At 71.4% G+C, this 13,007-nt stretch carries 11 protein-coding genes; 4 read left to right on the forward strand and 7 right to left on the reverse strand.

Translation table 11 applies throughout. From position 1 onward, the window contains the following. Nucleotides 1–59: 59 nt before the first annotated feature. On the forward strand, nucleotides 60–869 hold the full coding sequence (locus LHJ74_RS04800) for an inositol monophosphatase family protein (protein WP_260216237.1): 810 nt from the start codon (nucleotides 60–62) through the stop codon (nucleotides 867–869). A gap of 65 nt (nucleotides 870–934) precedes the next feature. Here LHJ74_RS04800 and LHJ74_RS04805 read toward each other — a convergent pair whose 3' ends face one another. The 3 genes from LHJ74_RS04805 to LHJ74_RS04815 form a co-directional block, all read right to left on the reverse strand. Next, nucleotides 935–1,684 (reverse strand): dienelactone hydrolase family protein, encoded by a 750-nt coding sequence (locus LHJ74_RS04805; RefSeq protein ID WP_260216238.1) that lies wholly within the window; start codon nucleotides 1,682–1,684, stop codon nucleotides 935–937. A gap of 50 nt (nucleotides 1,685–1,734) precedes the next feature. Continuing rightward, nucleotides 1,735–2,724 carry a hypothetical protein gene (locus tag LHJ74_RS04810; protein WP_260216239.1) on the reverse strand — a complete coding sequence of 330 codons (990 nt, stop codon included), beginning with the start codon at nucleotides 2,722–2,724 and terminating at the stop codon, nucleotides 1,735–1,737. A gap of 83 nt (nucleotides 2,725–2,807) precedes the next feature. After that, nucleotides 2,808–3,737, reverse strand: coding sequence for a helix-turn-helix domain-containing protein (locus LHJ74_RS04815; protein WP_260216240.1), 930 nt, complete (start codon nucleotides 3,735–3,737; stop codon nucleotides 2,808–2,810). Between the two features lie 109 nt (nucleotides 3,738–3,846). On the opposite strand from LHJ74_RS04815, the gene LHJ74_RS04820 reads away from it, so the two are divergent. Next, nucleotides 3,847–4,062: a VOC family protein gene (locus LHJ74_RS04820; protein WP_260216241.1), complete on the forward strand. Its 216-nt coding sequence runs from the start codon at nucleotides 3,847–3,849 to the stop codon at nucleotides 4,060–4,062. A 295-nt stretch (nucleotides 4,063–4,357) separates the two neighbouring features. On the opposite strand, the gene LHJ74_RS04825 is transcribed toward LHJ74_RS04820, so the two are convergent. From LHJ74_RS04825 to pdxR, 3 genes are all read right to left on the reverse strand, one after another. Then, nucleotides 4,358–5,998, reverse strand: a complete 1,641-nt coding sequence (locus LHJ74_RS04825) for a hypothetical protein (protein WP_260216242.1) — start codon at nucleotides 5,996–5,998, stop codon at nucleotides 4,358–4,360. A 252-nt stretch (nucleotides 5,999–6,250) separates the two neighbouring features. Beyond that, nucleotides 6,251–7,762, reverse strand: a complete 1,512-nt coding sequence (locus LHJ74_RS04830; RefSeq protein WP_260216243.1) for an MDR family MFS transporter — start codon at nucleotides 7,760–7,762, stop codon at nucleotides 6,251–6,253. Nucleotides 7,763–7,877: 115 nt separating this feature from the next. Further along, nucleotides 7,878–9,410 carry a MocR-like pyridoxine biosynthesis transcription factor PdxR gene (gene pdxR / locus LHJ74_RS04835; RefSeq protein WP_260216244.1) on the reverse strand — a complete coding sequence of 511 codons (1,533 nt, stop codon included), beginning with the start codon at nucleotides 9,408–9,410 and terminating at the stop codon, nucleotides 7,878–7,880. A 409-nt stretch (nucleotides 9,411–9,819) separates the two neighbouring features. On the opposite strand from pdxR, the gene LHJ74_RS04840 reads away from it, so the two are divergent. Continuing rightward, nucleotides 9,820–10,818 carry a hypothetical protein gene (locus LHJ74_RS04840; RefSeq protein ID WP_260216245.1) on the forward strand — a complete coding sequence of 333 codons (999 nt, stop codon included), beginning with the start codon at nucleotides 9,820–9,822 and terminating at the stop codon, nucleotides 10,816–10,818. A 280-nt stretch (nucleotides 10,819–11,098) separates the two neighbouring features. Continuing rightward, nucleotides 11,099–12,037, forward strand: coding sequence for a methyltransferase domain-containing protein (locus tag LHJ74_RS04845; RefSeq protein WP_260216246.1), 939 nt, complete (start codon nucleotides 11,099–11,101; stop codon nucleotides 12,035–12,037). 32 nt (nucleotides 12,038–12,069) lie between these two features. Here the strand turns inward: LHJ74_RS04845 and LHJ74_RS04850 are convergent, their stop codons facing one another. Then, nucleotides 12,070–12,858 carry a FadR/GntR family transcriptional regulator gene (locus tag LHJ74_RS04850; protein ID WP_260216247.1) on the reverse strand — a complete coding sequence of 263 codons (789 nt, stop codon included), beginning with the start codon at nucleotides 12,856–12,858 and terminating at the stop codon, nucleotides 12,070–12,072. Nucleotides 12,859–13,007 lie beyond the last annotated feature (149 nt).

Genomic DNA, 13,007 nt, shown 5'->3' on the forward strand with positions numbered 1-13,007 from the left:
GGTGGCCGCGCTGGCCCCCGCGGTCCACTTTCGAACGTGGCTGCCGATACCGTGCACGGGTGATCAACTCATATGCGGGCCTTGACGACGCCGCGGTTGCGACAGCTGCGGCACGTGCGGGCGCGGAGCTCGTACACGAGATGTACGGCCAGCGGCTCACCCGCATCGACAAGGTCGCCGGGGACTTCGCCACCGACGCCGACATCGAGGCCGAGAAGGCGATCCTCGGCATCCTCCGTGCCGCTCGACCCGATGATGCGGTGCTCGGTGAGGAGAGCGGGCATCAGGGTGCCGCCGGGGCTGTGCGTCAGTGGCTGGTGGATCCCCTGTGCGGCACGCTGAACTATGCCGTCGGGAACATGCTGGTGGCCGTCAACGTGGCGCTGCGCGACGGAGCGGCAGCCGTGGCGGACCCGTTCAGCGGCGAAGTCTTCTGCACCGACGGTGAGACCGCCTGGGTGCGGCACGAGGGGGCGGACGCGCGGCTGGCGCCCACGTCCGCCACCCAGCTCGTGGACGTCAACCTGGACCCGCCGTTCCCGAGCGCGCCCGGATTCCAGGCAGTGGAACTGCTGGCCCACCCCTGGTTCATGGAGCATTACCGGCCGCGCGTCGTGTCCACGACGCTGGCGTTGGCCTGGGTCGCCGCGGGCAGGCGCGCCGCCTACGTCACTGATGGCGGCGACCTGTCCGGGAGCGTGCACTTCGCCGCGGGCATCGCTCTGTGCCGAGCCGCCGGTTGCGTGGTCACCGGTGTGGACGGCGCCCCGGTCGGGCAGAAGGGCCGCGGACTTGTCGTGGCCGCCGACGCGGAAACCCACGGGCTGCTGATGTCGGTGATCCGCAGCCGAAGCGAGAACCGCACCTGAAAGCCGTCCCTGCCCTGCCCGGCGGAGTGCCCAACCATCTTGCGAGCGGCCCTGGCAGAGCTGTCTCAGCTGCCGGTCAGGGTGCGGTCGAGGAGGGGGATCAGGCGGTCCCAGTGGCGCTGTAGTGCGGAGGCGTTGAAGGCGTCGGTGTCGGACATGGTGAAGCCGTGGACGGTGCCGGGGTAGATCTCGGTGGTGTAGCCGACACCTGCGGCGTCCAGGGCCTGGTTGAGTTCGGTGATGGCCTCGGGCGGCATGTCGTTCTCGGAGAGGCCGAGGTGGACTTGGGCGGTGAGCTCGGGGATGAGGCGGTGCGGGCTGTCGGGCGCGTCGGTGAGCAGGAAGCCGGGGTGGAATCCGGCGACGGCGGCGACTTGGCCGGGGTGGGCCGTTGCGGTGCGCATCGCCAACGCGGCGCCCATGCAGTAGCCGATCACGCCGACCGGTCCGGTGCTGACCTCGGGCTGGGCAGTGAGGAACCTGAGGTAGGCGTCGGCGTCGCGCAGGATCCGTTCGGTGGTGTGTGTCTCGACCCAGGGCATCAGCTGGCTGATGACCGCGTGCCGGATCTCTTCTCCGATGTGCTCGGGAAGTTCGACCACCGGTGCCGTGCCGTGCCGGTAGTAGAGGTTGGGGACGAGCACGTAGTACCCGTGCTCGGCCAGTTCGCGGGCCTTCTCCTCCAACTCGGGCCGCACGCCGAAGACGTCCGTGTACAGCAGCACCCCCGGGTGCTGTCCGCCGCGGTCGGGGTAGGCGGCGAAGGCGTCGGCCTGGCCGTCCGCGGTGGGGATCTGCAGTGTCTTGGTGGACAAGAGCTTCCTTCCTTGGAATGCACTCGACGAACGTGCGCCGAACTGACGTTTCATCGCACGGCTGAGTGCCAGCCCCAGGGGCCGTGCAGGCGGGCGCGCAGCAGGTTGGGGTCGGTGGCCGTGGTGTAGGCGGCGCTGAGCACGTAGACGTCGTTGCCGCGCAGTGCGACGGAGGTGGGGTTCTGGAGTCCGTCGGCGCCGTCCAGGACGGTGGTGCTGGTGCCGTCGGGCCGGATGCGTACGACCGTGTTGGGGCCGTTGACCGCGGCGAGGACGTCGCCGCCGCGGCCGGTGAAGGCGAAGTCGTCGATGCCGACGATGCCTGAGGCCTTGACCCGTGGTGCTCCGGCACGGTTTCCGTGGCGGATCGGGATGCGCAGGAGGGTCCCCTTGTCGAGGTTGGTCACCCACAGGGCGCCGTTGCGTACTTTCGCGCCGTTGGCCCCGAGGAAGCCGGTCGAGGCGAGTTCGGGCGCGGTGGACCATGCGGTGGGTGTTCCGCCGCTGGTGGGGACGGTCCACACGGTGCCGAGCACGGAGTCGGTGATGTAGAGCTGTCCGCGGCGCTTGTCCAGCGCCAGTCCGTTGGGCAGGCCGTCTGCGGGCAGTGCGGCGATGCGCTGCGGTTCCTGGCCGGGGCGCAGCCGCCACAGCCCCGTCAGCTCGGCGGTGCCGGTCGCGTACAGCACGTACACGGTGCCGTCCGAGGTGTGGACGATGCCGGTGGCCAGCGGGAAGCCGAGGGCCGGTGTGTTCACTCCGCCGTCGGCGGGTGCGGGCAGCGTCGCCAGGATGCGTGTGGCGCCGCCGCGGCTGAGCTGGGCGACCTGGCGGCTGCGGGCGAAGGTGACGGCTGCCGTGCCATCGGGAAGCAGGGTGAGGTTCTCCGGCATCTGGCCTGCGGACAGGTCGAAGTGGTGGGAGACGCGTACCTCTTTCAGCGGCCCTTTGGAGGGTGTCGCGTTGGCGGGCGCCGCCGTGAGGGCGGCCGCGGCCACCAGTACGGCGGACAGGGTGATCTTGACGCTGCGCTTGGACATGGTTCCTTCACTGGTTTCGGGCATACGGGGGCCGCGGTGCGGCACTGTGGTCGAGTGGGCTCCGCCGACGAGGGGAGCCGGGTTCAGGAGGTGCGGGTTCCGGTTCCGGTGGGGGCGGCGGTGTCGGTGGGGGCGCCGGGCAGCGGCCGGGGCGCCTGCTGCGGTGCGGTGGAGTGGGCGAGCAGGGCGAGGGCCGTCGCGGAGGGGGAGCCGGGCTCGGCCGTGGCCACCACCAGGGCGGGGCCGTCCCCCTGGGGACTCTGCACGGTCTGCTGAGTGGCCGTCAGCGTCCCGACCAGCGGGTGCCGCATCTCGTAGTCGGCGACATCACAGGCAATGATCCGGTGATCCGCCCACATCGTGGCGAACTCCGGGCTGCGCATCGTCAGCTCGCCGATGAGTACGGGCAGCAGCGGATCGTTCGGGTATCGCCCGGCGGTCAGGCGCAGGTTGCCCACCACGGCCCGTGCCTTCGCGGGCCAGTCGGTGTAGAGGTCGCGGACGTGTGCGTCGAGGAAGACCAGCCTGGCCATGTTCGGCCGCAGGCCGGGGTCGTCGGGGCTGCCGAAGTCGAGATGGCCGGCGAACAGCGCGTGACCCTGGCGGTTCCAGGCGAGTACGTCGCTGCGGCGGCCCATGACCAGGGCAGGCGTGCCCTCGACTGCTGCCAGCAGAGCCCTGGTAGCCGCGGTGACGCGTTCGGTACGCGGCCGCTCCGCGGGCCTTCCCCGCCTCGGCACCCGGGCCAGGGCGTGCAGATGGGCACGCTCTGATGCGTCCAGCCGCAGGGCGCCCGCTATGGCGTCGAGCACCTCGCGCGAGGCGTTGCGTGACTGGCCCTGCTCCAGACGGGCGTAGTACGGCGCGCTGATGCCCGCGAGCATCGCCACCTCCTCCCGCCGCAGACCCGGCACCCGGCGCCGCTCGCCGTAAGTCCGCAGCCCGAGGTCCTCGGGCCGCAACTGGCCCCGGCGTGCCTGGAGAAAGTCGGCGAGCTGCCCCTGCTTGTCCATGCAGCCGAGTATGCGTTCGGGCGGCGATTCGTGCCTCACCCCGCTGGGGTAGGGATCCGCGGGGTCTGGGGCGCAGGAGGCGGCTCGACACCCGAAGGAGAGAACCGGCATGGCAGGCAGTCACGGACTGACGCTGACGACCGCCAGTATCAGCGCGCCCGACCCTGGTGTCCTCGCGCGCTTCTACCGGCAGCTGCTCGACTGGGAGATCGCGGCCGAGGAGCCGGACTGGGTCCTGCTGAAGGCGGCCGACGGCGGGGTGGGGCTCGCGGTCCAGCGCAAGGACGACTACGTCCGGCCCGCGGTGGCCCGCCGGGCCTGGTGACCAGCGGATGATGACGCACTTGGAGGTCCGCGTCGACGACCTGGCACGCCCCGCAGCAGGTCCCCGGCTCCACCGAAGCGCGCTTCCATGCGTTGTGTGGGCATGGACGCTGTGGGGGCCACCGAATCCTCGCGCCCCTCGGCGGTCGGGACTCCACTGTCACGGCCTTCTGTGTGCTTCTCCTCCATGCCCCAGTAGGGCCGGAAGGTCGCCCGCCCCCCTCACCCGCGCACCGGGCCTGCTCACGTTGTTCTGAGCCGGACGGATGCGGCAGGGAGGGCGTGGGGGACGGCCGTCAGCGCGTCGGCTTCAGCATGACCGACGGGTCCAGCTCGGGGAGGTCGAAGTCCCCCAGGCCCCGCTGCACGACGAAGCCGCAGAGTGTGTAGGTGTAGTTGGTCTGGATGCTGGTCTTCTCGACGCGGGGGTTCGAGGAGGAGGAGTTCTTGGAGTGCTGGAGGAAGTAGGTGGTGCCGGTCGGCAGGTTGATCGTCTTGCGGGCGTAATTCTGGCTGGTGTCCTTGCAGGCGGTGCTGCGTGCTTCCGACTCGCTGGAGTAGGGCGTGCAGTCGCCGCACGCGTCAAGGGTGAAGCGGCCCGTCTTGGCGCCCGTGTAGAGCACCTCCATCTCGTACGGGCTGTCGTTGCTGACCACCATGGGGATGCTGCCGCCGGAGTCGGTGGTGGGCACCCGCTTTCCCGCGTCCGGGTCCTCCTCGGCTATCTCCGCCGCTATGACGATCTTCTTGGCGCGCGGGGTGTTCTTGTTCTCCTTGTACGTGGCGGTGAAGTCCTCAAGTGTCTTGCGCGCCGCTGCGAAGTCGCCGTCCTTGTACTGGTCCATGCCGCAGGTGTAGGTGCCGGACTCCACCTTCCGCTTCGCTTCCCGGGACGCCTGGGCCAGCGTGTCGTCCCCGCCGTCGGCCTCCGGCGCGGGGAGGGCCGACGCCTGGGCGTCGAGGGTGCGCAGATCGTCGACGGCCGTGCAGGGCTCGCCGTCCTTCAGCTGATCGGCGGTCTTGTCGACCTCGGAGCTGATTGCTGGTCCGACTTTCGCGGCCTGCGAGGACCCGGGGAAGAGCGTCAGCAGCTCATGCAGGTCCCCGCCCTCGGCGGTGACCTTCTCGTCCTGCCCGATCCCCTCCGCTCCGCACTCGTAGAGCGAGGTGGCGAGCCGGTCGTCGGGCCAGGTTGCCAGGGAGCCGAGGGTCTTCTCGCCGATGCTGTCCGGGACCTCGCGCAGGTACTTCATCGGGGCGATCGCCCCGCAGTAGTCCTCTTCGGCATAGGGAGCGCCGACCGTCTTGTAGTACGTGTCCAGCCGGTCGGGGACGCGGTCCGCGGCGCGGGAGTCCGGGTGGTCGTCCCGGAGGTCGCCGTAGGCGGTGAGCGCCTTGCGGTACTGCGGCTCGACGTCGTCGAACGGCTGGCTCTTGGCGGCCCGCACCATGGCGTCGGCCTCCTCCAGGCGGTCGAGGAGCATCTGCTGGGTCGCCTCGTCCCGTGCCCCGTCGTACGCGACGGCGCCTGAGAGGGGCGCGGCGAGGAGCACCAGGCCGAGCAGGACGGCCAGCGGCGGCTTGGGCGGCCAGGCCAGAGGCGTACGCAGGCCGCGGACGGCACCGTGCAGGGCCGCGAGCCCGAGCGAGACGAGGTAGGCGGTGAGGACGAGGCCGGAGAGGCCGTCCGGGTCGGCGGGAAGGGCGATCAGGAGCAGGAGGGCGGTGGCGGTCAGGCAGGCCGCCAAGGCCGCCCACTGGCGTATGAGGGCGTAACCGAGGCCCAGTCCGCTGAGGTTGAGCAGGGCGACGGCGGCGGCCCGCCATCCGTCCGCAGGACCGGGCGGCGCTGCCGGTGCTGGTGGTCCTGGTGGTCCTGGCGGTGCGGGCGGTACGGGAGGTGTGGGCGGTGGCCAGAAGGCCGCGTGCGGCGGCACCGAGGGCACGGAGGGCGGAGCAACGGGCGGCGGAGCAACTGGCGGCGGAGCAGCGGGCGGTGCGTGCGGCGGCCCGCCGGGCGGTGCGGCAGGCGGCCCGGCAGGCGCGGGTGGTGGTGCGGTGGGCGGCTGCGGAGGCGGCATCGCCGGACCGCCCGTGCTTCTGTCTTCTTCCCCTCTGCTGTCGTCCCCGTCGTGGCCGTGCTGATCCCGAGCCATGCCCGATCCCCCCAGTGGGTACTGTCTCTTGCCTCACATGACGTTACCGGGAGTTCCCGGCCGGTCACAGTCCCGGGCCGGTTCCCTGCCGGGCAGGAAGAGGCTCGGTATCAGCGCGACAACGGCGAAGGCCAGCGCCCACCAGAAGGTGGCACCGAAGGCGGGGGCCAGGGTGGCGGCGAGTCCGTCGCCGGGCGGCACCTGGGCGAGCGTCGCCGTCTCCGGGGGCAGCCGGTCCTCCACCCGCTGCTGCAGGACCACCGCCAGCACGGCGGTGCCGACCGAGGCGCCGACCCGCTGGAAGACGTTGAAGGTGCTCGTGGCGGCCGGCGCCAGCTCCCTCGGCACGCTGCCGAAGGCGAGCGTCATGGTGGGCACCATCGAGACGCCGAGGCCGAAGCCGCGCACGGTCATCGCCCCGCTGAGCAGGACCATGTCCGGCTGGGCGCTGATGAGCCCGTACGGGATGGTGGCGGCGACGGTGAGCATGATGCCCAGCAGCGCCAGGTTCCGTACGCCGAGCAGCACCGTCAGCCGGTTCATCAGGGTGACCGCGATCAGATAGCCGAGGGTCTGCGGCAGGAGCAGCAGTGCGGAGCCGAGCACGCTGGTGCCCTGCACGATCTGGAAGTAGAGCGGCAGCGGGATCATCACGCCGAACATGGCGGTGCTCAGCCAGAAGCCCGTGAGGGTGCCGTAGCGGAAGCTGCGGCCCCGGAAGAGGCTCAGGTCCAGCAGCGGGTTCAGCCGGTCGCGCAGGGCACGCAGGGTGAAGGCGGCGAGCAGCAGCAGTCCGGCCGTCAGGCTGCCGAGGGTCCTGCCGTTGGCGAACCCGCCCGCCGAGCCCGCCTCGGACAGGCCGTAGAGCAGTCCGGCGAGGCCGGGTGTCAGCAGGACCAGGCCCACCACGTCGAGCTTGGCGGAGGCGGAGGGGGCGACGGCGTTCTCCACCCTCAGCAGCACGAGCACCAGCGTGAGCAGGCAGAGCGGCACGTTGATGAAGAAGATCCACCGCCAGCCGAGGTGGTCGATGAGCAGGCCGCCGAGTGACGGTCCCAGCAGCGGGGCGAACATCGCCGGGACGGAGACGACGGCCATCAGCTTGCCCAGCCGCTTCGGCCCGGCGGCCTGGGTAAGCAGCGCCTGGCCGATCGGTACGACCAGACCGCCGCCGATCCCCTGGACGACCCGGAAGACGATCAGGCTGGGCGCCGACCAGGCGAACCCCGAGAGCAGCGAGCCGAGCAGGAACACAAGCTGGGCCGCGATGATCGTCTGCTTCGCGCCGAAGCGGGCGGTTGCCCAGCCGCTGAGCGGGATGGTCGCGGAGAGCGCGAGCAGGTAGGCGGTCACCACCCACTGCACGGTGGCAAGTTCGGCGTCGAAAGCCTCGGCGAGCGGGCCGACGGCGACGTTGACGATGGTGGAGTCCAGCAGGCTGGCGAAACTGCCAAGCGCCATGATGCCGCTCAGCCACCACAGTTGGGGGGTGACGCGGCTGTCGGAGTCGTCGGTCCCGGCGGACGTGGCCCGGTCAGTGCTCACGTGCGGCTTCCCCCTCATGCCTGGTGACCCGACGCGACATCATGACACCGACGGACCTCAGAAGCTGTTGTCCAACCGGCCCGAGCTGATCCAGCGGGGGTCGGACAACGGCTTCTCAGCGGCGCATGTCGCGCAGGACGGTGCCGAGTGTGGTGATGCCCTCCGCGAGGGCGGACGGGGTGCACGCCGCGTAGCCGAGCACGAGGCCCGGCCGGTACGGGCGTTGGCTGTGCCAGGAGAGCGGATGTGTCTTCACGCCGCGTGCCAGCGCCTCGGCCGCGAGTTCGGTGTCCGGGGGCCCGTCCGGGAAGGTGATCATCAGGTGCAGGCCCGCCGCCGCGCCGTGCACGACGGCGCCCGGCAGCCGGGCGCCGATCGCGGCGATCATCGCGTCCCGGCGGCGCCGGTGGCGGTGGCGCAGCAGGCGCAACTGGCCCTCCAGCTCGCCCGATTCCATCAGCCGGGCCAGTACCAGCTGGGGCAGTACGGCGTTTCCGAGGTCGGCGTACCGCTTCGCGGCCACCAGCGCTTCCTGGTACTTCTGCGGTGCGAGCACCCAGCCGATGCGCAGTGCGGGTGCCAGGATCTTCGAGACGCTTCCGGCGTAGCAGACGTGCTCGGCGAGCATCGAACGGAGGGCGGGGACCGGCGGCCGGTCGTAGCGGTGCTCGGCGTCGTAGTCGTCCTCCACGATCAGCCCGCCGGTACGGGTGGCCCAGTCCATCAGCTGACGGCGCCGCGCACCGCCCAGCACCACGCCGGCCGGAAACTGGTGCGCGGGCGTCAGCAGCACGGCCGGAGCGCCGGTGGCCCGCAGTTCACCGACCCGTATGCCGTCGGCGTCGACGGGCACCGGCGGGGTGGCGAGCCGTTGGTTCCGCAGATGCTGGCGGGTCCCCAGCGATCCGGGGTCCTCCACGGCGATCGCGGAGATTCCGTCCTCGCGCAGTACCTGCCCCAGCAGGGTCAGGGTCTGGGCGGTGCCCGCGACGATGAGGATGTCCGCGGGGTCCGCCCTGATGCCGCGGTTGCGGGCCAGCCAGTCGGCGACGGCGCGGCGGAGCGCCGGGGCGCCGCGCGGGTCGCCGTAGCCGAGGGCGGACGCCGCCAGGTCACGGAGCACCGTACGTTCGGCGCGCAGCCACGCGGTGCGCGGGAACGCGGCGAGCTCGGGCACGCCGGGCGACAGGTCGATCCGGGCGGGGGCTGTGCGTATCGCGTCGAAGACGTCCGGGCTGGGCGGCTCGGCGAACAGCGCGTGCGGGTGCGGTGGCGCGGTGGCCGCCGAGGGCCGCGGCGGTGCCGGTGGCCCGGTGGGGACCGGGGCGGCGGGGACGGGGGCGGCGAGGACGACCGTGCCGTTGCGGCCTCGCCCGGCCGCGTGTCCGTCCTCGATGAGGCGCTGGTAGGCCTCGGTGACCACGCCGCGCGAGACGTGCAGTTCTCCTGCCAGCAGCCGGGTGGCGGGCAGCCTGCTGCCCACCGGGAGGCGGCCGTCCGAGATCGCGAGCCGGAGTTGCCGGGTGAGCCAGTCGCACCGGCCGCCCGCCGGGGCGTCCGCGATGTTCAGCTGGAGGAAGTCGGCGCCGGGCGGGCCGGACCGTGCGGTGATGGACCGGTCGGCTCGGTCATCTTGGGTTCTGTTCACAGAGCCATAGTGGCAAAAGGGTGAATCTATGGAATCGGCTGCGGGGTGGGCGCGCAGACCGTACAGCTGGCCCGATTCAGCCGCAGGGCGCGGATCGTCGAGATCGAGCAGTCCGAGTGCTCCCGGGAAGGGATCCCGGGAGCGGAGGTGGAGTGGCACCGGGCCGACCTGTCCGCACTGCCGAAAAGTGGCCAGTATTTGCAACTGCGGTCAATCAAAAAGACCCCCTTCGTCGCCCGTTCGAAGTAGAGTGTGACTACCGGAAAGCCCGATGTACGGCGTCGAGTTGAGCTCCGAAGACGTGCGTTCAGCAGGCCCGGTTCCAAGCGCTTCGAAAGGGAGTTACTTGCGAAAGAAAAGCGTTGTTCGTGTCGCACTGGCGGTAGGGATGCTGGCTGGGCTGACCGCCGTGGCGCAGCCCGCCATCGCCGGGGAAGAGGACTCTCCCCCGGCGGCCGGACAGGCCGCGGTGCCCGCCGCGAACTGGCAGCTGGAGGATCTGGCGCCCTCGGGTGCCCGTGGCTACGAGGTGGTCGAGCCGACCCTCTCGGGCGACGTCGTGGCCCTCTACGAGGGCGAGGTCATCCGCTGCTGGGACGGCACCCGCTGGAACGACCTGCCGGTGCCCGCCGTCCCCGAGGACGCGGGCAGGCTGTACGGAGGGGTCGGCGGGGTCTCCTGCTCCGACCTCTACCTCTTCGACCGGCAGGACGAACCGCGCCGCTGGCACTGGGACGGCGAGAGCTGGGACAGCGCGCCGTCCGGCACCACCTACGCGGTGGACACCGTCCGCGCCTTCGCCGAGGACGACATCTGGGCCTTCGACTCGATCGTCAACGAGGCCGCGCACTTCGACGGCACCGACTGGCAGAAGGTCTCCCTGCCCGACGTGGTGGCCGACGCCGTGGTGGGCACCACGGGGGACGACTTCTGGGTGCTGGGGAACGCCAAGAGCGACTACGGCACGCAGGTTGCGTACCGGTGGAACGGCACCGCCTTCACCAAGGGCACCCTCCCCGCGGCCTATGAGGGTTACGTCCACGAGGCGGTGACGGTCTCGGCCGGTGAGGCGTACGTCTTCGGCACCCACACCGAGGACGGCTACCTGTACTGGAACGGCACGGCGTGGCAGCACCGGACCATGGCGGGCGTCGACGACTACGTGCACGGGACCGCGTACGCCGCGGGCACCCTCTGGGTCGGGGGATACGACAGGTTCCTGCGGCTCGACGACGGTGCGTGGTCGGTGGAGGAGTTCCCCGAGATCGACAACCCCGACGGTCAGAAGATCACCGACCTGGCCGCCGACCCCCGCAGTGATTCCGTCTTCGCCGGCGGGTTCCAGGGGCACCCCGAGATGAACCGCAACCGCGTGCCGCTGATTTACCGGAGCCACGTGACGGGCTGATCCGGCCCCGCTCCGCTGCCCGCCGCTCGCTCCTTAATCCGTGCGGCGGCGGGACTGCCCGGCCGACCTTCGTCGGCCGGGCAGTCGGCGTTCACCGGTGCAAGCGTCCGCCGTCCGGTCCGGCTCCCGGGCCGCCGCTGGCCTGGGACTGACCGGGAAGCGGGGTGTCCGCGGTGTCCGGCTGGAGGGAGCCGGGCGCCGGGCGGGCCGATTTCGGACTGGTCAAAGGCCGCTTCTTTGGACCTGTGCACCGGGCCATAGCGGCAGCAGGATGGAGGCCATGGAAACAGCAGTGACAGGGACGACGGAAAGTACAGCGGCGGCTGCCGACCTGGATGGTTACGTGCACGGGTACTCCGAGCGCGAGGCCCGTCGCCTGGGGGACCAGGCGGACACGCTCGCGGAACTGCTGCACCACGGCACCGCCTATCCTCCCGGCAGCCGGGTGCTGGAGGTCGGCTGCGGCGTGGGCGCGCAGACGGTCCGGCTGGCCGAGTCCAGCCCGGGGGCCCGGATCGTCGCTGTCGACACGTCCGAGGAATCCCTGGCCCAGGCACGCGCCCGCGTGGAGGCGCACCGGCCCGGGGCACCGAGGGCTGAGGTGGAGTGGCACCGCGCCGACCTGTTCGACCTTCCCTTCGCCGACGCGGAGTTCGACCATGTCTTCGTGTGCTTCGTCCTGGAGCATCTGCGGGACCCGGAGCGGGCGTTGGCCGGACTGCGCCGCCTGCTGCGCCCCGGCGGAACCCTCACGGTGATCGAGGGCGACCACGGCTCGGCGTTCTTCCACCCGGCCAGCGCGTACGCCCACGCGGCGATCGACTGCCAGGTCCGGCTGCAGTCCGCCGCGGGGGGTGACGCGCTGATCGGCAGAAGGCTGCAGCCGCTGCTGAGCGGCGCCGGATACGACGGTGTCGAGGTCCGTCCGCGTACGGTCTACGCCGACCGGACGCGGCCCTCGCTGGTCGACGGCTTCACCCGGAACACCTTCACCGCCATGATCGAATCCGTCCGGGAGGAGGCGATGGCGGCGGGGCTCAGCACCCCCGCCGACTGGGACAGGGGGATCGCCGACCTGCACCGTACGGCGGCGGACGGCGGCACGTTCCACTACACGTTCTTCAAGGCCCACGCGGTGAACGGCGCGAGCGGCGCGAACGGCGCGAACGGCGCGAACCGTGTGGAGGGTGCGAACGCCGCCGGTCCGTCCGCCGTGTAGGTGTTCGGACGCAGCTGCTCGGACGCAGGTGCTCAGAGGTCGATGTGCTGGTGGAAGCCCCGGATGTGCGCCTCCACCAGATCGCCGGAGCGCTCGACGTCACCCGCGGCGATGGCTGCGTAGACCGCGTGGTGTTCGGCCCGCAGCCGCTCGGCGACCGCCTCCCAGTCCGTGAGCTCACGGAAGGCGGCGAGCAGAGCGCCGCGCACCGCGCTGCGGACGGCGACGGTCATGTCCGTCATCAGCCGGTTGCCGCCCGCTTCGGCGAGCGCGACATGGAAGGCGGTGTCGCTGTCGTTGAACTCCTCCAGCGTCAGCTCGGGGTCGTCCATGCGTGCGAGCTGCTCCCGCATGCGGGCGAGATCGTCCTCGGTGGCGCGCTCGGCGGCGAGGCGTGCGCTGGAGCGCTCCAGGGTGGCGCGCGCCTCCACGACATGGGTGAGCGGGAAGTTGGCGAGCGCCATGTGCAGGCGCAGCAGCTGCGTGAGGCCGGCGCTGGGCATGGCGGAGATGACGCTGCCGGAGCTGGGGCCGGTGCCGACGCGGGAGCGCAGCACGCCCTGGGCCTCCAGCACCCGCAGCGCTTCCCGTACGGCGGCGCGGCTGACTCCGAGCAGCTCGACGAGCTCCCGCTCGGGCGGCAGCCGGTCGCCGACATGGAGGTTTCCGGCCAGGATCTGTTCCTCGATCCGGGCCAGCACCAACTCGAAGGTGCGGGAGCGCGGGACGGGCTCCCAGGCGGTTGCCGACGCAGAAGCTGACGTCCCACCCCCCTCGCCTTGATGATCCCCACCGGGGCGGGACGTCAGCTTCTCAGCCATGGTGAAGCCAGCCCTTTCCGCCTGTGATCGCCGCGTTCCGCGGGCGGGGTGTCGCCCGGGTCGCTGCTGCCGATCATAGCTTGGGCTACTGTGCTGACCAAAGTATGGTCTGACCAAACACCCGCCATGGGAGGGCGGGTCCCGGTCCG

Source organism: Streptomyces gossypii (genome assembly GCF_025165795.1).
GTDB lineage: Bacteria > Actinomycetota > Actinomycetes > Streptomycetales > Streptomycetaceae > Streptomyces > Streptomyces gossypii.